We start from the raw sequence: 17,377 nt of genomic DNA, 5'->3' as shown, positions 1-17,377 counted from the left end.
GCTGCGGCGGTTCAGATATCACTACAATCACGATCGACCGAACCAGGCATTAGATGGACGAACTCCTGCTGAGGAGGTGCTCAACTAGACAGTGCCGCGAGATATACGAATCAAATAATATACTTTGCTGTGTACTATGAAAAATTAATATAAAAATGATATTTCAGTATATATTAAATAAAATATATATATATAAACGGCAATCGACTGCAGAATGGATAACCGAATTGTAACTAAAGTGATACAATTGGCTAATATCCCGAAATCACCGATTTCTGGCGTACAACAAGACACCTACGTCTCGCCAACGGCTGCCTGTTCCTTTTGCCATGTTACTTTTACGTCTCGTTAAAACTTATTGAGCAAGTCTCTACGCATTTTACCCAACTTACACAAAGGCCACTTAATCTTCGTCTGACATAAGCAGCTTGTAAACCCGATTAATTGAAAACTAACTCCATTACACACATATCTATGTAATCTCTAGAGTAGTGTGAGTAATCTTGTATTACCACGGATGCGTGATCTTGTTTTCGTAGATGTCTTACAGTACCTATCTCTTCTCAGACTGTCTCTTTACCGTGGTGCTGGAGCAATTAACGATCCCAGACTCCGAGCCGGTGACGCTGCAGGCACTCTCATGAGAGTCTTTTTACCAATCTTTGGGAGGATGTTTTACACACTGGGGTCGTCCCTGATCGAATTCCACCGTGGCAACCATTCGTACTTCCCGGGTGTGTGGCTTTGGGCTTGGGTTGTTCGATAATACTATCACGATTGCTGCGGTAAGTACGGTGTTACTCGTTCTAACTGGTGCACTTGGCAATGCAATCTGAGGCACACTATAATAATTTTCGCCCACAGTTGACGACAAAACGATACGCTACCTGCCATGGTGAACCGTATTCAGGACAAGCCCTGAGGCGCATTGTCGTTGAAAGTCGAATGTGAATCAACCCTATGTTAGCCGCTATATCCGCTCTGCTATCGCATTACCGTTTACGCACGATCGTTACGGTACAGGGTGCCCGCCGTGTTACTGACTCAGCAACGCTCCCGAGTAACACCTTCGAGAGTCCAGAGCGACCAGTACTGCCCATAACGATGTGGTCAATGTTGTTCTCTGTGGCGTACTGTACGATCGATCGTGGAGCATTACCTTCGGTCATGTCCGTTACGATATTTCGCCCATGCTCTGCAGCGATCTGTTCAGCCTTCTCCTGTATCTCTATCCCCTTTTCAGCTGCAAGCTCGTACGCGGATTTAGTTCTGTCCCGAGGAAACTCCGTAACCTGAATCACGTGGAACACGTGAACCTTCGCTTCGGGAAAGAGTTCAAACGCTTCAGTGAGGGCTGCTTCCGATGCTGCGGACCCATCCAGTGGGACTAACACATCCTTCATGACTCGACCAGTCGGCTCATATTATAAAATACTTACCACAGTTTGTCGGACTTTCCCCACCCGAGCAGGAGTAATAGCGGTACCTAATAGAATAGTTACATGCATCTCTTCGCCAGCGGATCGATCTACCATCCTTTACTGGTCAGTACTCCGTGAGAAAACCTGCTCGTCCACGGTTTCGATCCGTCGGCGGATGTCGTCGAATGAGCTACAGCTGTAGGCCTCGCAGTTCTCACAAAACAGGAACTATAATAATCTATTATACGGTTCACCTCGAACTTTCAACTGGGTGAATCAAAATGCCTATCGAAGACCTTGCCCGAAGCGATGCCATAACAGCGCCTCCTGAAACGCCGGTCACCGATCTCGCCACGATCATGGCCGAAGAGAAGGTCGGAAGTGTTGTCATTACGAACGGTAACACACCAGTTGGGATCGTCACAGATCGAGATCTGACCGTTCGTATCCTGGGAGAACAAGCCGATCTGGCAAGTCAGACTGCTGAGGACGTGATGACCACTGACCTTTGTACAGCTGAACCCGATGCTGGATTCTACGAAGCGGCTAGTCTAATGGCCGAACACGGAGTCCGGCGGCTTCCAGTCTGTAAAGGTGATTCTCTCGTCGGAATCATTACTGCTGATGACATGACTGAGTTACTCGCCGACGAACAACAGCACCTCGGAAATATCATTAGAGCCCAGCGGCCGGAGTACTGATAACTAATGCCAGAAGAAGTCCTGTACAAAACCGAACACCAGGAAACAAGAACGCAGATCGCAGAAGCGTTACGCGATGCTGCAGATCAAATCGAATCGGGAACGGTCGAACTCACGAACAATACCGACGAAGAGACAGTGAGCATCCCGGAGAATCCGAAATTCGAAGTCGAACTCGAACGCCTCACTGATTCGGAAACTGGAGACCAACGGTACGAACTCGAATACGAGATCAGGTGGACGAAGTAGCACCCTGGTAGCCAGACACTCGCCTCTCTGTCTCGTGCGGTATTTTAGTAGTTTTTATTACTCTCAAAATCCGTCGTCGCGATTTAGCCGCTGATCGAAGTCCTATCGTCAATGCTGACGGCTGTGACGCCTCGCCCGTAAACTGCCATAGCGATCCCGGTTGCAAGCAAGTTCACACCGAACAGGAAGCCGACCACCCAGATCGCGGTGCTCGGCAAGCCCATCCAGAGCAGGCCGGCGGCAACCAGCGAGATGACGCCGCTGGCGAGGAGCCACGCCCAGTGCTGTTGGCCGCGCGCTTGTATCGCCCATGCGATCTCGACGATCCCGTCGAGAAAGAGGAAAGTGACAACGAGAAGCGTCAGCGTGACGAGCCCGAACAGAGGGTTAACAAGTAAGCTGATGCCCGCGATCCCATACAACACGCCAAGGACGATTTGCAAGAGCCGCGACCCTCGAGTCCGATCGCGCCCGAAAGCGTGGGCAGCATGCACGAGTGCGCCGATCATCAGCACACCGCCGAGTAGGATCGACAGTGACAACCCGGTAACGAACGGGAACATGATCGCCAACACCCCGAGGAGTGCAAGTATGATACCACCGACGACTGCGCGCCTTGGCGCAATCGGTTCTCCTGATATTTTTCTATTCGCGGAGCTCATTGTCGTGTGATCGTTTAAGCTGGTAAACAGTATAACCGTTGCGCCCTTCTGTACCACAGTGTGGGGCTCAAAACATTGGCGCTTGTTGACGAATTTGAGTACGTCTCATTCGACTGTAGGGTGACGTTTTTGTCTGAGTTGGAACCGCGGTAGTTATTCCTGAGTCGATCGTTTGAGACGACTCGATCGATTCCGCAGCGCATCCCTCGGATAACTGTCGTCAGTACGCCTCATGAGTCTGCTCACTGATTGAGCGAGTCACCCAGGTCGATCAAAGGAACCCTCGATGGATCACTCCGTTGGCTTCGATTTGTTTCCGCCTCTTGATACAGAATCCACTATTACTCATCGACCTGCTGTGGTCCTCCACCCGTTTGCGCTTCCTGTGCGTCTCCCCAGCCCCCGGCATCGATCACCTCGAAGAGTTTCTGCCAGTTCTCGTCGTCTTCATCTTCCGGGAGTTGGTCCCTGAGCTGTTGTAGGTCTGATGGGGGCACAAGCGTCCCTACGAAATCCATAATGACCTGGGCATGATAGGCCGCATCTGGTCGATCGGCTCCCTCTATTTCACTGACTCGAGAGACGAACTCCGTCCAGTCGAATCGTTGGCCGTGCTCGTGGACGGCTCCGGTCAGGTACCATTTGATCTCCATCGGAAGTGACGCGGCAAGGTCCTCGGCGTTTCCTTCCGGGATTCGCTGTCCCAGAGTCAGGAGCGTCGCCCGTATTGCGCGTACTGTCTCACCGGTACCCGGAAGTTCAAGTCGGTGCTGTATCTCTCCTGTGAACTCGTCGAAATTCATGGATTCTCCCCTCTATTAACGAAATCGTTCCTTTGAGTTCGGCTGCCCAGATTGCGGACCCGGTAACGATTCCGATCACTAATCACACTCCCGAGACTCTCTTTTTTTACCACCGTGGCTTCGTTCCCCGCCGGTCGATCCCGCTGAGCTGTGAGTACTCCTGTTTCTACGATATTTTCTATTGGCATCGGCCCTCACCTCAGATCACGACAGCCAGTTGTATAATTGTATCTGCGTAATCCTGTACATTCCGATCTTGAACTGCGTGACGAATACCAATTCTCGACTAGGTCCGGACCTAGTCGATCACGTAGGTGGGTACACGCACAGTAATTCAGTCTGCAGAGACGTTGGTTTCACTCGGTTCGTGTTTGTGCCTGAAAAAGCGGTGTCGAACCTCGTTACTGAGTTGCTCTGGACACTACCCTCCGTTCTCAATGTATCGTACCGAGGTGCTTGAATGAAAATCGTATACGTTTGCCGACGCGGATCTTGTAATCTAGTATCTGCACAGTCGTGATCGGCTTTACCACCCTGACTGGGACAATTGTACACGCGAGGTTCGATCGACAGATGTCATTCTATCGATCGACGTACGGAATCTGACGTCAGTATCGATCCGTCCGGCGAAACAGTGGCAATTGGCTATGCGTTTTCGAAGACGTCGACGGCGGCCTGTGCGACCTCCCTGTCTTCTTCGACACTGCCCCCAGAGACGCCGACACCTCCGACGACGGTGCCATCCTCGTCTTTGAGCGGAAATCCACCGCCGAACGTTACGATCCGCCCGTCGTTCGTATTCCCCAGTCCATATAACGACTCTCCCGGTTGTGACACCTCGTGGATGGTCTGTGTGTCTAATTTCAACGATGCCGACGAGTAGGCTTTGTTTTGTGCGATATCGATACTCGCGATGAGTGCCTCATCCATTCGGTGAAAGCCGACGAGGTTACAACCTTTGTCCACCACCGCAACACACATTGGGACGTCGATCTCAACTGCTTTGTCTTCTGCCGCTGCGATGAGCGCTTTTGCTGTCTCCAGTGTCACTTCTGTCATATTTGTTTGCTCCGTACGCAAAATCAGAAGGACAGAGAATAAATCTATGGGCTACTATCCGGTCGATCGTCTCGTCTGCTGGCGTTCTTTCGTTGCGTGGTTGATATGGTTTCTGACGATCTGAGTACGGGATGAACCGTTCAGGTCAGTCGTGTACGGTCGATCGACTGCCTCCCCACTAATCTCGATCGTAGTCATGTGACTGGTGTTAGGTCGTGTTGAGTGGGATGAACTCTCGGTGCCTGATACGTGCACGAATATCGGGGCTAGGGGCGAACTGCTGGAGCTTTGAGTCGTCGTATCTTCTGTTCCTACTCAGGACAGGATTGTCGCTGTGTTCTGTTTCACGACTCGGGACGTAATTCTCGGATCGCGCTTTCGTGTCGCTGTCACCTGAATGATGGACAGCGCTGTCGCAGTATCAACCAACAGTGTGGTCATTGTCGTTGTATCCTCAGTAGTTAACGTACTTTTTTTGATAACTCTGTTTCTGAATAGGGAGGAATTTTCACTTAGTGAGAAAATCCTTAATGATTTTACATACAAGAGTTGGCTATTCTAGTATGTCCAATGAGACTTCCCTGTACAACCGAGTATCGAACTACGACATGTGGAGTCGTCGGAATTACCTCGTGGCGACGGTCGGTATCGCAGCGTTAAGCGGATGTGCCGGTGATAATGGTGACGGGACAACCGAACCCGAAGATGGGGATGGAGACGGGACAACCGACCCCGACGATGGGGATGGAGACGGGGAACGCCCGGAGGGGGTGTCAGCGGAGGAGTTCGAACGCGGCCCCGTACCCGACGTGTACATCTCTGCGATGTCACTTGGGGGTGAACAACGCAATCCCGACGAGTTGGAGATCAAAGCTGACGTTCGTTTCTCCGAGTACGAGGAAGCACAGGAGAACGACGCACACCAGCCGGGGACGTGCTGTGCGAACTGTGCAGACTACATCGTGGACAAAAACGGTGACACCTTTGGTGCATGTTCGGAGGTTGAGGGGTACGTCGACGGTGAGGACTGGTGTGTAATTTATGAGGTACTACCCGAACCTGACGTCCCCGAAGGGATGTCCGAAGCGGAGTTGGCCACAGCCCAGCTTCCAGCGGAGTACCGGACGGCGACCTCACAGGCTGGTGAAGAGCGGGATCCTGATGATCTTCAAAGTCAAGAGGATGTACTGTTGATGGAGTCTGTCGAGGCGATCGCAGACGGGCCTGCGCAACCAGGACAGTCCTGCGGAAACTGTGCAGAATTTATTCTCGACAAGAACGACGACATGTGGGGCGGCTGTGCGAAGGTTGAGGGATACATTGCAGTCGAAGACTGGTGTTCAATCTGGGAGCCCGTCAGTGAAGAGGTCTAAGTAGCGTTCTTTCCTCCGACCTTTTCACCAATAATCGTCCGCCGATTCTACTCTGTCACTTTACAGGGGTTCAACTATCCTATAATAATATCTCTGTGAGGTGATCTTTCCCTACTCGTGTAAGAGATCCAGTCGGCTTACGGACTGGTCTCACTCCATCTCGGGAACGTTGTCCTCTTTGATCGCACTGACGGCTGAGTCTACCCACTCGTCGATATTCTCAGCAACATAGTCCCGTCCGCCAAGGCCAACGGCCACGCCGATTCCGATCGCCACCGCGAGCGCAAGCGCGCCGAAGAAGGCCGCGATGAAGGCGGTGAATAGATTCGTGGCAATGGCGATGTCGAAGCCGACGACAAGCACGACGAGCGCGGCTAAGACGATCAGTAGGAACGTCGCCAAGTCTGAAAGCAACTCTGTGAGCTGTGGAATCCCCAGCACATCCGCCGCGTCAAGCAACGCCATGAAGTAGATGTAGTACGCGACACCCATCTCAAGCGCTTTCGCGATAGCATCGCCATCACCGCTCCCGACATTCTCCACTGCGGTCCCTCTCGCGTACTCACTGATCCCGATCCCACGAACAAGGGGCGTAACAACACTCCCGACGATTCGACCGATAATATACCCAAAACGAGGATGACGAGTACCGAAACGAGTGTCGGCAGATACGCGATTACGTCTGTGATTGTTTGCTCGATAGCATCATTAATCTGGACTCTGTATTTACTACGTGGGTTTCGGTTTATGATTTGCTAACGAATACAACAGCTTCAAACATATCACTCCGCTTGAATTTCATCTGCTGGCTCATGTGACGAATCAACGACGACACGAAGATAATAACTCCTGACGTGTAAGAGAACTGTATGACCACGCAGAGCAACTCACCCCAACAGTCTTCACACCGAATTGCACTCACGATCTTTGCAGTAGTAAGCACAGTGCTTGCCGGACTGCTCATTTTCACATATTTGCAGTACATCCTGTTCGCGATCGTACTCGCATACGTTCTTGCACCCATCCAAGAGGTACTCGAACAGCGGCTGAGTTCGAAGGTGGCCGCAGTCGGCACGATCACGATGTCGATCGTCGTGTTTTTCATTCCGGTCGTCTACGTCCTCTCTATCGCATTTCGGCAAGGCCTGGCGCTTATCTCCGCAATTGAGGATGGAGCATTCAGTCCAGAATACATCCAAGACCAATTCGAGACCATGGGATTCGCCGTCGATCTTAGCCTGCTGTACTCAACGTATCAAGGGACGATTACACAGACCCTGCAGCGACTTGCCACTGGCACACTTTCGATTATCGGCGGCCTCCCGGGCGTGCTGATCGGGCTCACGGTGACCGGTTTCGTTCTCTTCGCCCTGTTACACGACGGCGATCGGTTCGTTTCGTGGGTGGAATCTGTTGTCCCGATCGACAATCGTGTCCAGCGGGATCTGTACGTCAAACTCGACAACCTGATGTGGGCCTCTGTCGTGGGTAATGTCATTGTCGCGGGCATCCAAGCCGTACTACTGGGGATCGGTCTCGCAGTTGTTGGGATGCCGGGAGTGGTCTTTTTGACTGTTGCAACCTTCGTCCTCACGTTGCTCCCGCTCATCGGTGCGTTCGGTGTCTGGGTGCCGGCTTCAGCCTATCTGTTCTTGATCGATCGACCCCTAGCAGCGGGCGCGATACTGGTGTACGGGTCGATCATTAGTGTCTCTGACATCTACCTCCGGCCAGTAATCATCGGTCGGAGCGGGGCGATGAATGCGGCGACTATCGTAGTTGGCATCTTTGGGGGTCTCATCGTGTTTGGAGCCATTGGCCTCTTTATCGGCCCTGTGGTCCTCGGAGGAGCGAAAATCGTACTCGATCTATTTGCCCGGGAGTACGCGAAACCGATCGCCAACTAGCACAACCGTCTCCGTCATCTGTAGCGCAATTGACGCAGTTTGGAGTCTAACATCTCCTCTAGCAGGCTTCGGATCCACCTACAGTGTGGACACCCGATGATAATGGCTAGATACTGAGTGTCAGAGTGAGGTAATGTGTCTTCTGAATAAAAACTACCCCCACGACTCAGCAGTAGTATCGATCAGATACGTCGCTCCTGTTGAACGAGAAGTGAGACAACGATTTTTGTAAACTTCGTATTCGGCCATAGACAAAATATACCATTTCTCAGTATAATATTTTAGATTGATATATTTCTCTAATACGCTCGATCATCTGCCCATACTCATGACTACAAAACTAATCTACATGCCTGAGCTCAAAATCATGATCACAGCACCCCCGACGACCTTGTCGCCCAACTCGCAGACAAGCAGCAACATATATACCGCGTTGTTGATCCAGAAATATACGAATTGCTCTGTGCAAAGTCTGAATAGTGACGACCAAAATAATGCCTTCTGGAGCCGTTATCGACCACTGTGGGAATCACAATGTAGATGCCGTCACGTAGCAATCCCTAGTGCAAAGGATACGCATCGCTCCCCGACAACGCCATCTCTCTTAGCAGCTGACCACACCCGTTGCAGTGCGTCTGGGTGAGACACAGTCTCAATCTCAGATACAAACACAACAAAATCCGAACCAATTCAATATATCAAATATATAAGAAAATACTAAAAGTATATTTTTTTATTTCTTTATACCGGCGAAGAAACTACTGCAGACTGAATTTCACGTGCTATGTATTCCCCTATAGATCAGATCTCTCAACGACTGGAATTTGCAACCGTGTCGATCGTGACTCTGGGCTACGTTTTGATTTCGAACCGTGCGCCTCCTTCTTCGCTCGTTGTTACAGTCACCGACCAGCCATGTGCCTCGACGATCTCTTTGACGATCGCTAGACCGTATCCAGTACCGTCCTCAGCTGTCGAGTAGCCGCTCTCAAAAACGTTCGCTCGATCGTCTTCTGGGATTCCAGGACCATTGTCGGCAACATAAAAGCCACTATCTGCTATATCACCGACCTCGATCGTCACGCTCGGATTGCTATTACCTACTTCCGTTAGACCCTGTGTATCGGCGTCTGTCGAACCGTGTTCGATCGCGTTCCGAAAGAGATTCTCGAATAGTTGCTTGAGCCGGTTTCGGTCGGCGTTGACGGTTTGTTCGGTCTGGAGTGTGAGTGTTGCGTTGGCCGTGTCGACGGTTTGCCAGCAGGTATCTGCAAGCGCAGCCAGAACGGTGGGTTCGGTTTCGTTGAGCTGGCTCCCAGCTTGTGCGAGTGCCAACAGCACGTCAATCAGTGTCTCCATCCGATCGAGCGCGTGACTCACTTTTGTGAGCTGCTCACTGTCGTTTGCGTCCCGTTCAGGAGATACATAACCTTTGGCAACGGCGAGCGGATTCCGGAGGTCGTGGCTGACAAAGTTGGCACACTGCGAAAGCTGGTTGTTTTTTTCGTTTTAGCTCCTGCTCTTTTTCAAGACGATCAAGTGCTGCGGTTGCGTGGGCACAGAGAAGCTCTGTGACTTTAAGATCGCGCTCGTCGAACGCCCCGGGTTCTGAGGCGTATCCCTGAAACACCCCTCTGTCGTCAAGTGGAACGGTAAGTCCCGATACGATCGACTGGTCGCTCGGTTTTGCCTCCCTATTTTCAAACGCGTTCTCAACAATTACACTCTCACCGTTCTGGAAAGATGTGCCGATAATACTTCATCGACTCGAAACGAGCGGGTTCCCTCATCGAACGGAGCAGACTCAGACACTACTCGTTCGTCGAACACACCGTTGTCTGGAACGGAGACTGCACATGCATCAAATCCGAGCGTGCTGACCACGGTCTCGACGATCGCTTCGTAAATCGCTGTCTCGCTGGAAGCTGACTGCATCCCCGGTACGGCGTCGTGGAGTCGGGTAATTCGCTCGTCGGCCCTCGTTCGTGCCTCGTTGTTTCCCATCCCCGAACCCGTTGTCTACGTACCGGATTGTAACTAAGTGTATTTAATATTATGAAATGTTAATAGTAAATTTATGTTAGGAGATAGCTTTTGTTGTGAATGTTTTTATCGGAATCCTACTTCGTGGGTATTCGTGTGTGAATGGCGAAATCCCTCGCGTATATTGTAGTCTTCTGCCTGTGGGTTGTTTGCAAAATGATCGGCTTTCCCGACTTTCCTTCATTCGATGAGCGGTGGATTTGAGGGCGGGAATTCCCAGAATCCAGGAATCAGCACGAACTTGATTAAAACTCGTCAGTAGAAACAAATCCACGCTTCACTCGGCTAGTTCATTTTCGTTTCCTAGTAGAACTCGATCGCTGCGATGGACCCGCCGGGACTGAGCAAACCCGAAGGGTTTGCGAAGGTCGGCGGGGCCACTGAACGAGTTTGAGGTCAGCGAAAACGAAGTGAAGTGGACCCGCCGGGATTTGAACCCGGGGCCTCTCCCATGCCAAGGGAGTGATCTACCCCTGATCTACGGGCCCTTGCTGCACCCGATTCTTCCCCTGTCCACATATTAAGCCCTTCGACTCGATCGCGATCGGGTGTGACCCAGTTGCACGCCCCTGCGAAATGAAAGCCGTTAAACCCCAGAACAACTCACACGTGACTGGGAACAGCACAGTCGTAACTCTGACTCGCCCACGAGGGCTTGGGATTACGATAGTGCGTCGCCTGTCGAACGGCCGGAAACCGATCGCGGTTGGGTCTCGACAGGCGAACATGTCGTTTTGCGGCTTGTGCCGTTCCAATTCAAACAATGGCACGAATGCATACCCGCCGCCGCGGTTCGTCCGGTTCGGACCGACCGGTGGCAGACGAACCCCCGGAGTGGAGCGACGTAGATGCCGAGGAGATCGAGGCTCGCGTCGTCGAGCTCGCCGAACAGGGCCACGACCCGAGCGTCATCGGGCTCAAACTGCGCGATGAAGGCGTCAAAGGTGTCCCGATTCCGAACGTCAAGCTCGCGACTGACAAGAAGGTTACCGAGATACTCGAAGCTCACGACGCTGAGCCGGAGATTCCTGAGGACCTCCGAAACCTGATGGAACGGGCCATCCGACTGCGCGAGCACGTCGCAGAAAACGGCCAGGATCATCAGAACAAACGCGCCCTACAGAACACCGAATCGAAGATTCGCCGCCTGGTTAATTATTACCGTGGCGACGTCCTCGATGAGGACTTCAGCTACTCGTACGAGGCTGCCGTTCGACTCCTCGAGTAACCCGAACACACCCACACGCACTCGCACTCGCACATGTCCGACACCCGTTCGACGACCGGCACGCAACCCGACGGCTCCAGCAGCGTTGCTGAGGCACTCGCGAGCGCGCCGTTCGTCCGGATGCGGGTCGCACCTGATGCGGATTCGATCGCCGCCGCTGGCGTCCTCGTCGACGGCCTTGACGCCGTTGGCGTGCCGTTTCACGCACGAGCGATCGATCCTATCGCGGTCGATGTGGATGAAGATCATCCCCCAGCCGAAGATGACACAGTCGACGTCTACGTCGGTCCACTCGCCTACGGAGGATCGATCGACACCCTGGCAGTGCTGAGAACAGAGACGCCTGCGAGTGCGACGGCCTTCGAGATCGTCCAGTCACTTGGGGTCGAGCCCGATCCGATTCGAACGCTCGCTGGAAGCTTCGCCGCCGGTGGAGTAGATTCCGCCCCCGGAGCGGCCCGATCGCTCATCGAAGAACAAGAGGCGATCGTGCGTCGTCCGGGCGTTTCGATTGCGACGCGCGATCTCACAGATGGCCTCGCACACGCGACGCTGTTTCACGCGCCGTTTTCGGGGGACGAGGCGGCGACAACGTCGCTACTCGCGGCGTTGGATCTGCCTGCCGAGCCTGACCGGGATGCGTGGACCCGGCTAGCGAGTCGGGTTAGCCTTGCGGTCACCGATCGAACAACTGTTGATTCCCCCGCACGATCGGCGGAATCGATCGGTAGTGCGCTGTACCCGTACGCGACCGTCGAGCATCCATTCGCGACGATCGGCGGCTTTGCCGATGTACTCGCGACGCTCGCACCCGCGTACCCAGGAATGACACTCGCGATCGGGCTCTCGCCCGCCAGCGACGGGATTCGATCAAATGGACTCGAACGCTGGCGATCGATCGCGACAGGGGCCCACGCCGCGATTGAGTCCGGACACACGGGCCGATACGACGGCCTGTTTGTCTTGCGTGCAGCCCTCGACGACCCGAAAACGTTGCCGACAATCGCTCGCCTGGCACGGACATCGATCTCGCCGGAACCGATCGTGGTAGCGATCGAGGGATCGCCGATCGATGGTCGCCAGCACGCAGCGGTTTACTCGGATGGTCCGATCGACGCCGTCGAGGCGCTGCGATCTGCTGCGACGTCAATCGACGGCAACGCGGCCGGCTCAGAAACGGCGGCAGTGGCCAGAATCGACACAGAGTCAGACCGAAGCAGCGACCTCATTGCTGCACTTCGGGAGGCGATCGCATGAGCGAACCTGTGCGACCGACGGACGGAGGGCGGTCGGCAACGATCGAGACGCCAAGCGACGATCCTGTGACGGTTGCGGCCGCGCTTCGGCCGGACAACACCTCATCGATCCGTACCGACGCTGCCAGTGGCTGCGTTCGGACCGCGATCGAACGTGACACGACTGGCGGACTTGCCTCGACCGTTGACGACTACCTTGTCAACTTGGGCGTCGCCGAAACGGTCGCAGCGACTGCACGGCTACACGCGAGGCCTGTGGGGGCACACAACGAGAACGGAGCACCGACTGACAACCAACCCAACAACACATACGAAACCCATGAGTGAACGATCAGTATCACGACAGAAACGCGGAAAGCGATGGTACACCGTACTCGCGCCCGAGCAGTTCGATCGCGAGGAACTCGGTGAAACCGTCGCAGAAGAGCCCGACCAAGTCCTTGGTCGAACGATTGAAACGACGCTTGGTGAACTCGGCGGTGACGCCGGTGCGAACAACACGAAGCTTACGTTCAAGATCACAGATGTCGGTAGCGACAGTGCCTACACTGAGTTCGTCCAACACGAACTCACCCGTGATTATCTCCGCAGCCTCGTCCGCCGCGGTGCGTCGAAGGTCGACGCGAGCATTACGGTCTTGACACAGGACGACTACCGTCTGCAGGTGCAGCCGGTGGCGTTCACGACGAAGAAGGCCGATCGGAGCCAAGAGGCGGCGATCCGCCGCGTCATGATCGACCTCGTCAAGGAGGCCGGCACCGAGCGGACCTTCGAACAGTTCGTCGATAGCGTAATCGAGGGACGACTCTCCTCGGCGATCTACGGCGAAGCAAAGACGATCTACCCGCTTCGCCGCGTCGAGATCAAAAAGTTGAGCCTCCGTGCGCGACCGTCTGAGGTTGCTGCAGAGGAGGAAGCAGCCGTTGACGTTGACGAATCCGACGTCGCCGTCGACGAGTAATACGCTCGCTATCGACGATCGAGACATTCATTTTTTGACATCATTCTTCGACGAGAATCTCGCCGATCATTCCACCCTGCTCGTGGGGGATACAGACGTACGGAAATTCGCCGGGTACCTCGAACGTGTGGGAGAACTGTTCGCTGTTATCGATTCCACCGGAACCATCCTCGGCCCATGCATCCCGGGCATCTTGCGTGTTTGAAAAGTCACCTGTTGCAAAGAACGCCGCATCCTCAGGAATCCGTGAGCCGTAGGCAGTCACCGTGTGTGCTCGCGTGCTTGTGTTCTCCCAGACAACAGTGTCGCCCACTTCGATTGTGAATTGGTCCGGCGTATACGCACTCGCGGTCATGCCGATGTCGTAGTCGTCATCACCATCGAGAAGCGTCACACAGCCGGTGACCGACACGATTGCCGTCCCTCCCATCCCCTGCAAAAACCGGCGTCGATCCATACAGATGGCTAAGAGTCGGAGAAATTTATGGTATCCGATTGTTCTCACTGGCCGGGCTTTGTCGCACTGGATAACAACACGTAAATCGATCGTGTCCATCGGCGGAGGTATGAAGCCTCGGTTCCTGGGACGCCTTGGGCTCGCCGACGCGGTGACGGTCGGTAATGCGGCGCTTGGCTTTCTTGCCGGTGCTGTTGCGATCGTCGATACGGGGCTCGCCTCGCGACTTATTTTGTTGGGCGCGATCGCCGACGGGCTCGACGGGGTGATCGCACGACGCAGAGGCGGAACGGCCGCAGGACCGTACCTCGATTCGCTTGCGGACGTCGCCTCGTTCGGGATGGCTCCGGCGATATTGGTCGCAGCAGTGACCTTCGACACGTGGGACCCACAGACGGAGCCAGGGATGGTTGCGATGGGGTTGGCGATCGGCGCGCTGTTTGTCGCGATGGCGGTCACGCGGCTCGGCCTCTATACGGCGTATGATACTGATGTCAAACAGACTGCAGGCGCACCGACTACGCTCGCGGCGACGATCCTTGCGGCCAGCGTGCTCGCGGGCTACACCGACCCGTGGTTCTTGCTCGCGCTCACCGGATTGCTCGCTGGACTCATGGTATCGACGCTGACGTACCCCGATCTTCACACACAGGACGCACTGGTGATGGGTGTTGTCCAAGCGGTCGCAGTCGTTGCACCCGGCTGGGTTGGACGGGACTTCGCAGTTGCGCTGTTGGTACTTTCGCTCGCGTATCTTTCTTTGTCGCCAATCTACTACTGGCGCGACGGGCTGAACTGGGGCCCACTCAGACGACGCTCGTGACTTTGGAGTTGGTCGACGGTACTCGCGTCGAAACGCCCCAATTGGGAGCGCTCAAACGTCGATTGTGACGGTCAGTGGGACAGTTGCGTCACTCACATCCCCATGTCTGCGGCTGACTCAGGGATCGGCAGGTCGTCAACAGACACGCCGAGTAGCTCCGCAACATGATCGAGCGCCATGTCAAAACCGTAGTAGCGTTCGAGTTCGTCGCCGTCTGGAGTCGGTCTGACCTTCACCATCGCGTACCCGTCGATGTTCTGGGCGATCGCAGCCGATCCATTTTGACCCGAGAAAGACAACACTCGCTCACCGTCGCGTTCGGTGTACGTTGAATCAATCTGCCCGGTGGTTTCCGTAGAGTCGGTCATACCATGGGTACGTACTCAACGTAATCGAAACTGTCGGTTCGATACCTGCGTAGCTGTCAAATATCGATCCCCATGTACGTCGTGGTCTGTGTAAATATTAGTGTTGATAGTTTCTGCACCCATTTTAAGTTAATCGAGTCATGTTACCACATTATACATGTCCCCGGAGCCACCGGAACAAATCTCTACGGGCGTTACAGTTCTCGATACAATGTTAGATGGCGGCCTTCCGTATCGTCGTGGAACTCTTGTCAGTGGCGGTCCAGGGACTGGTAAATCAACACTTGCGATGCAGTTTCTGCAAGCCGGATTAGATACAGGCGATCGGTGTCTCTACATCAGTACTGAACAGACAATAGAAGAGCTCACAGATTCGTTCGCCAGTTTCGAGTTTGATCTGGCGCATGAAAATCTCATGTTTGCCTCCATCCATGCGACGCCAGGAGAAACACTGGAAGACGGTGAGCAGTTCGTCCTGCAAACACTAAATGATGGTGAGCGGTTTGGAGAGGGATTTAATATCCCGTTCACCAGCCAGTATATTCACGAGCACTTACAACGGTATCAACCGTGTGACCGTATCGTGTTGGACAGTGCTTCAGGACTTGCGACAATAACCGACGGGCCAGACCGGTATCGGCGGATCGCACTCGATCTGATTCGATTTTTTACCGATGAACTTGAGGCAACCGCACTGTTGACCGCAGAAAATCATGGAGATCAGGACACATATGGTCACACCAGCGTCCTCCAGTTTACGACCCACGGCGTCATCGAACTCGATCGCGAGTTGGTGAACAACGATCCACATCGTTATCTTTCGATTAAAAAGATGCGTGGAGTCGATCACGATCGCCGACGGGTCGAGATTGAATTTACCCCAGAAGGCCTCAGAGGCGCACCGAGTCGGCGGTCACAACCACCCGAATTGAAAAATCACGCCCACGAACCGGTTGGGATCGAAGGGCTTGATAACCTCGCAGGCGGCGGTATTGTCCGTGGTTCAGGTGTTCTTCTCGAGCACGATGGCCGTGCTAATCTCGGTGCCTTCTTTAGTCAACTGCTTGCTTTCGCGATTAGAAACGGTTATTCGATAGTGCTGGTCCCGACGATCGAACTCAGACAAACCCGCGTTGAGGCGCTGCTTGCAAGCCATGATATCTCTTTAGAGGAACTGCTCGAAACTGAGAGACTCCATGTTGTTGATCTCATTGGTGCGTGGGACCAGACGGTCGACAACGTCTATGGACCCCAAGGGACTGCGGATGAACTCATTAATGTAATGGGGTCAATCCGACGCGATTCTGATAAAAAACAGTTCTGTTTGATCAATGCTGACGCAGTGATCCACGCCCTTGGTGCGGCAGACGCTCGTCGATTCCGATATCATGAAACCTACTGGCTCACTCCGGATGATATGTTGATTCATGTTACGAATGCAAGCGTTGTCGATGATCAAATTAACGCGTTCTACGGCGATGCTGCCGAACAAATTCTGAAAACTTGGATTAAGCCTGATGGGCTGCAGTATCTTTCTCTCCCAAAATCACCGTGCGGATTTGTTGGCAGTACATCACTCGTTGAATACATCAGTGAGCCGCCATATATCAGAGTACAAAATCCGCCACAAACACCCAAGAACCCGTATGCGTCAGAGTGATATAGGATAACCCGTATCTGGCGGAGTGATCAATTAGTCGAGCCTACGGCTGTAAAAGGAAATGTCGTATGAATGTGGACGTCGCCGAGGTTGCCCGGCGTGCCGACGTGGGTAGTCCCAGTTGCCTCCTCCACCCCGCGACCCGACGAGCGACGCACGTCCGGTGGTGGGCTGCTCACTTCCGTGCCTGACCCAATACCGCCGGCGAACCGGCGACAAGCGTCCCTTCGGACGCGGCCGCCGGACCGCTGTCCCCGTCGGACGAGGCTTCTCTGTTGGCTGTTGGGGCCCGCGTCGGTCTGACCGGACGCCCAGGGCGTTCGGCCCCCGCTAAAGACTCTATGGCGGGTTTCGAGCAGGGCCTAACTGCCCGGCCTAGTCCGTCAGATTGTACACCCGAGTCACA

The 17,377-nt window shown here is 54.0% G+C and carries 21 protein-coding genes, 1 tRNA gene, 1 other RNA gene and 2 pseudogenes; 11 read left to right on the top strand and 14 right to left on the bottom strand.

Going from position 1 to position 17,377, the window contains the following annotated elements; translation table 11 throughout:
* Positions 1 to 88 (top strand): annotated as a pseudogene (locus E5K03_RS08805) (IS6 family transposase); the annotation flags it as partial.
* Positions 89 to 992: 904 nt separating this feature from the next.
* On the opposite strand, the gene E5K03_RS08800 reads toward E5K03_RS08805, so the two are convergent.
* The gene (locus tag E5K03_RS08800; RefSeq protein WP_171006647.1) at positions 993 to 1,403 is read right to left on the bottom strand and encodes a universal stress protein; all 411 of its coding nucleotides are present in this window, start codon (positions 1,401 to 1,403) and stop codon (positions 993 to 995) included.
* Between the two features lie 299 nt (positions 1,404 to 1,702).
* Here E5K03_RS08800 and E5K03_RS08795 point away from each other — a divergent pair, with 299 nt between their 5' ends.
* A complete protein-coding gene (locus tag E5K03_RS08795; RefSeq protein ID WP_138006483.1) occupies positions 1,703 to 2,122 on the top strand; it encodes a CBS domain-containing protein in 420 nt (139 codons plus the stop codon).
* Between the two features lie 6 nt (positions 2,123 to 2,128).
* Positions 2,129 to 2,371: an amphi-Trp domain-containing protein gene (locus E5K03_RS08790; RefSeq protein ID WP_137198245.1), complete on the top strand. Its 243-nt coding sequence runs from the start codon at positions 2,129 to 2,131 to the stop codon at positions 2,369 to 2,371.
* Between the two features lie 83 nt (positions 2,372 to 2,454).
* On the opposite strand, the gene E5K03_RS08785 is transcribed toward E5K03_RS08790, so the two are convergent.
* The 4 genes from E5K03_RS08785 to E5K03_RS17195 form a co-directional block, all read right to left on the bottom strand.
* Positions 2,455 to 3,033, bottom strand: coding sequence for an HdeD family acid-resistance protein (locus tag E5K03_RS08785; protein WP_138006482.1), 579 nt, complete (start codon positions 3,031 to 3,033; stop codon positions 2,455 to 2,457).
* A 341-nt stretch (positions 3,034 to 3,374) separates the two neighbouring features.
* Positions 3,375 to 3,836 (bottom strand): DUF2267 domain-containing protein, encoded by a 462-nt coding sequence (locus tag E5K03_RS08780; protein WP_138006481.1) that lies wholly within the window; start codon positions 3,834 to 3,836, stop codon positions 3,375 to 3,377.
* Positions 3,837 to 4,481: 645 nt separating this feature from the next.
* Complete coding sequence (locus E5K03_RS08775; protein ID WP_138006480.1) at positions 4,482 to 4,895, bottom strand: GlcG/HbpS family heme-binding protein; 414 nt, start codon at positions 4,893 to 4,895, stop codon at positions 4,482 to 4,484.
* 54 nt (positions 4,896 to 4,949) lie between these two features.
* Positions 4,950 to 5,093, bottom strand: a complete 144-nt coding sequence (locus E5K03_RS17195) for a hypothetical protein (protein ID WP_171006646.1) — start codon at positions 5,091 to 5,093, stop codon at positions 4,950 to 4,952.
* A gap of 365 nt (positions 5,094 to 5,458) precedes the next feature.
* Here E5K03_RS17195 and E5K03_RS08770 point away from each other — a divergent pair, with 365 nt between their 5' ends.
* Positions 5,459 to 6,268, top strand: coding sequence for a high-potential iron-sulfur protein (locus tag E5K03_RS08770; RefSeq protein WP_138006479.1), 810 nt, complete (start codon positions 5,459 to 5,461; stop codon positions 6,266 to 6,268).
* Positions 6,269 to 6,418: 150 nt separating this feature from the next.
* Here E5K03_RS08770 and E5K03_RS08765 read toward each other — a convergent pair whose 3' ends face one another.
* Positions 6,419 to 6,811, bottom strand: coding sequence for a hypothetical protein (locus E5K03_RS08765; protein ID WP_138006478.1), 393 nt, complete (start codon positions 6,809 to 6,811; stop codon positions 6,419 to 6,421).
* A gap of 326 nt (positions 6,812 to 7,137) precedes the next feature.
* Here E5K03_RS08765 and E5K03_RS08760 point away from each other — a divergent pair, with 326 nt between their 5' ends.
* Positions 7,138 to 8,175 carry an AI-2E family transporter gene (locus E5K03_RS08760; RefSeq protein WP_138006477.1) on the top strand — a complete coding sequence of 346 codons (1,038 nt, stop codon included), beginning with the start codon at positions 7,138 to 7,140 and terminating at the stop codon, positions 8,173 to 8,175.
* Between the two features lie 852 nt (positions 8,176 to 9,027).
* Here E5K03_RS08760 and E5K03_RS08755 read toward each other — a convergent pair.
* The 5 genes and pseudogenes from E5K03_RS08755 to E5K03_RS08740 all read right to left on the bottom strand — a co-directional run bounded on the left by E5K03_RS08755 (position 9,028) and on the right by E5K03_RS08740 (position 10,706).
* A complete protein-coding gene (locus E5K03_RS08755; RefSeq protein WP_265338721.1) occupies positions 9,028 to 9,516 on the bottom strand; it encodes a sensor histidine kinase in 489 nt (162 codons plus the stop codon).
* Positions 9,499 to 9,654 (bottom strand): annotated as a pseudogene (locus E5K03_RS17695) (histidine kinase dimerization/phospho-acceptor domain-containing protein); the annotation flags it as partial. The gene E5K03_RS08755 and the pseudogene E5K03_RS17695, both read right to left, overlap by 18 nt.
* A complete protein-coding gene (locus E5K03_RS17905) occupies positions 9,590 to 9,895 on the bottom strand; it encodes a GAF domain-containing protein (RefSeq protein ID WP_394343973.1) in 306 nt (101 codons plus the stop codon). The gene E5K03_RS17905 and the pseudogene E5K03_RS17695, both read right to left, overlap by 65 nt.
* Complete coding sequence (locus tag E5K03_RS08745) at positions 9,895 to 10,179, bottom strand: hypothetical protein (RefSeq protein WP_138006475.1); 285 nt, start codon at positions 10,177 to 10,179, stop codon at positions 9,895 to 9,897. The genes E5K03_RS17905 and E5K03_RS08745 overlap by 1 nt, the downstream gene beginning before the upstream one ends.
* Positions 10,180 to 10,634: 455 nt before the next feature.
* Positions 10,635 to 10,706 (bottom strand) — tRNA-Ala (locus E5K03_RS08740).
* Positions 10,707 to 10,981: 275 nt separating this feature from the next.
* Here E5K03_RS08740 and E5K03_RS08735 point away from each other — a divergent pair.
* The 4 genes from E5K03_RS08735 to E5K03_RS08720 are packed head-to-tail and all read left to right on the top strand — an operon-like array spanning position 10,982 to position 13,663.
* Positions 10,982 to 11,446, top strand: a complete 465-nt coding sequence (locus E5K03_RS08735; RefSeq protein WP_138006474.1) for a 30S ribosomal protein S15 — start codon at positions 10,982 to 10,984, stop codon at positions 11,444 to 11,446.
* 33 nt (positions 11,447 to 11,479) lie between these two features.
* Positions 11,480 to 12,703 (top strand): exonuclease RecJ, encoded by a 1,224-nt coding sequence (locus E5K03_RS08730; protein ID WP_138006473.1) that lies wholly within the window; start codon positions 11,480 to 11,482, stop codon positions 12,701 to 12,703.
* Positions 12,700 to 13,029 (top strand): KEOPS complex subunit Pcc1, encoded by a 330-nt coding sequence (locus E5K03_RS08725; protein ID WP_240729982.1) that lies wholly within the window; start codon positions 12,700 to 12,702, stop codon positions 13,027 to 13,029. Before E5K03_RS08730 ends, E5K03_RS08725 begins: the two co-directional genes overlap by 4 nt.
* Positions 13,022 to 13,663, top strand: a complete 642-nt coding sequence (locus E5K03_RS08720) for a 30S ribosomal protein S3ae (protein ID WP_138006472.1) — start codon at positions 13,022 to 13,024, stop codon at positions 13,661 to 13,663. The genes E5K03_RS08725 and E5K03_RS08720 overlap by 8 nt, the downstream gene beginning before the upstream one ends.
* A 40-nt stretch (positions 13,664 to 13,703) precedes the next feature.
* On the opposite strand, the gene E5K03_RS08715 is transcribed toward E5K03_RS08720, so the two are convergent.
* Complete coding sequence (locus E5K03_RS08715) at positions 13,704 to 14,120, bottom strand: cupredoxin domain-containing protein (RefSeq protein ID WP_138006471.1); 417 nt, start codon at positions 14,118 to 14,120, stop codon at positions 13,704 to 13,706.
* Positions 14,121 to 14,229: 109 nt separating this feature from the next.
* Between E5K03_RS08715 and E5K03_RS08710 the strand changes: the two genes are divergently transcribed.
* Complete coding sequence (locus tag E5K03_RS08710) at positions 14,230 to 14,943, top strand: protein sorting system archaetidylserine synthase (RefSeq protein ID WP_138006470.1); 714 nt, start codon at positions 14,230 to 14,232, stop codon at positions 14,941 to 14,943.
* Between the two features lie 92 nt (positions 14,944 to 15,035).
* On the opposite strand, the gene E5K03_RS08705 is transcribed toward E5K03_RS08710, so the two are convergent.
* On the bottom strand, positions 15,036 to 15,311 hold the full coding sequence (locus E5K03_RS08705; RefSeq protein ID WP_138006469.1) for a DUF7111 family protein: 276 nt from the start codon (positions 15,309 to 15,311) through the stop codon (positions 15,036 to 15,038).
* 157 nt (positions 15,312 to 15,468) lie between these two features.
* Here E5K03_RS08705 and E5K03_RS08700 point away from each other — a divergent pair, with 157 nt between their 5' ends.
* Complete coding sequence (locus E5K03_RS08700; RefSeq protein ID WP_138006468.1) at positions 15,469 to 16,971, top strand: RAD55 family ATPase; 1,503 nt, start codon at positions 15,469 to 15,471, stop codon at positions 16,969 to 16,971.
* A gap of 73 nt (positions 16,972 to 17,044) precedes the next feature.
* Here E5K03_RS08700 and ffs read toward each other — a convergent pair.
* Positions 17,045 to 17,357: signal recognition particle sRNA (gene ffs / locus E5K03_RS08695), an RNA gene on the bottom strand.
* Between the last annotated feature and the right edge of the window lie 20 nt (positions 17,358 to 17,377).

The organism is Halalkalirubrum salinum, assembly GCF_005543295.1.
Classification (GTDB): domain Archaea; phylum Halobacteriota; class Halobacteria; order Halobacteriales; family Haloferacaceae; genus Halalkalirubrum; species Halalkalirubrum salinum.
Note: the sequence above shows the minus strand (reverse complement) of the source record. Positions and strands in the feature narration are given on the sequence as shown.

Excerpts from the sequence above, each read along its gene's own strand:
- E5K03_RS08800 (WP_171006647.1), bottom strand. The coding sequence starts at position 1,403 with ATGAAGGATGTGTTAGTCCCACTGGATGGGTCCGCAGCATCGGAAGCA.
- E5K03_RS08795 (WP_138006483.1), top strand. The coding sequence starts at position 1,703 with ATGCCTATCGAAGACCTTGCCCGAAGCGATGCCATAACAGCGCCTCCT.
- E5K03_RS08790 (WP_137198245.1), top strand. The coding sequence starts at position 2,129 with ATGCCAGAAGAAGTCCTGTACAAAACCGAACACCAGGAAACAAGAACG.
- E5K03_RS08785 (WP_138006482.1), bottom strand. The coding sequence starts at position 3,033 with ATGAGCTCCGCGAATAGAAAAATATCAGGAGAACCGATTGCGCCAAGG.
- E5K03_RS08780 (WP_138006481.1), bottom strand. The coding sequence starts at position 3,836 with ATGAATTTCGACGAGTTCACAGGAGAGATACAGCACCGACTTGAACTT.
- E5K03_RS08775 (WP_138006480.1), bottom strand. The coding sequence starts at position 4,895 with ATGACAGAAGTGACACTGGAGACAGCAAAAGCGCTCATCGCAGCGGCA.
- E5K03_RS17195 (WP_171006646.1), bottom strand. The coding sequence starts at position 5,093 with ATGACTACGATCGAGATTAGTGGGGAGGCAGTCGATCGACCGTACACG.
- E5K03_RS08770 (WP_138006479.1), top strand. The coding sequence starts at position 5,459 with ATGTCCAATGAGACTTCCCTGTACAACCGAGTATCGAACTACGACATG.
- E5K03_RS08760 (WP_138006477.1), top strand. The coding sequence starts at position 7,138 with ATGACCACGCAGAGCAACTCACCCCAACAGTCTTCACACCGAATTGCA.
- E5K03_RS08745 (WP_138006475.1), bottom strand. The coding sequence starts at position 10,179 with ATGGGAAACAACGAGGCACGAACGAGGGCCGACGAGCGAATTACCCGA.
- E5K03_RS08735 (WP_138006474.1), top strand. The coding sequence starts at position 10,982 with ATGGCACGAATGCATACCCGCCGCCGCGGTTCGTCCGGTTCGGACCGA.
- E5K03_RS08730 (WP_138006473.1), top strand. The coding sequence starts at position 11,480 with ATGTCCGACACCCGTTCGACGACCGGCACGCAACCCGACGGCTCCAGC.
- E5K03_RS08725 (WP_240729982.1), top strand. The coding sequence starts at position 12,700 with ATGAGCGAACCTGTGCGACCGACGGACGGAGGGCGGTCGGCAACGATC.
- E5K03_RS08720 (WP_138006472.1), top strand. The coding sequence starts at position 13,022 with ATGAGTGAACGATCAGTATCACGACAGAAACGCGGAAAGCGATGGTAC.
- E5K03_RS08715 (WP_138006471.1), bottom strand. The coding sequence starts at position 14,120 with ATGGATCGACGCCGGTTTTTGCAGGGGATGGGAGGGACGGCAATCGTG.
- E5K03_RS08710 (WP_138006470.1), top strand. The coding sequence starts at position 14,230 with ATGAAGCCTCGGTTCCTGGGACGCCTTGGGCTCGCCGACGCGGTGACG.
- E5K03_RS08705 (WP_138006469.1), bottom strand. The coding sequence starts at position 15,311 with ATGACCGACTCTACGGAAACCACCGGGCAGATTGATTCAACGTACACC.
- E5K03_RS08700 (WP_138006468.1), top strand. The coding sequence starts at position 15,469 with ATGTCCCCGGAGCCACCGGAACAAATCTCTACGGGCGTTACAGTTCTC.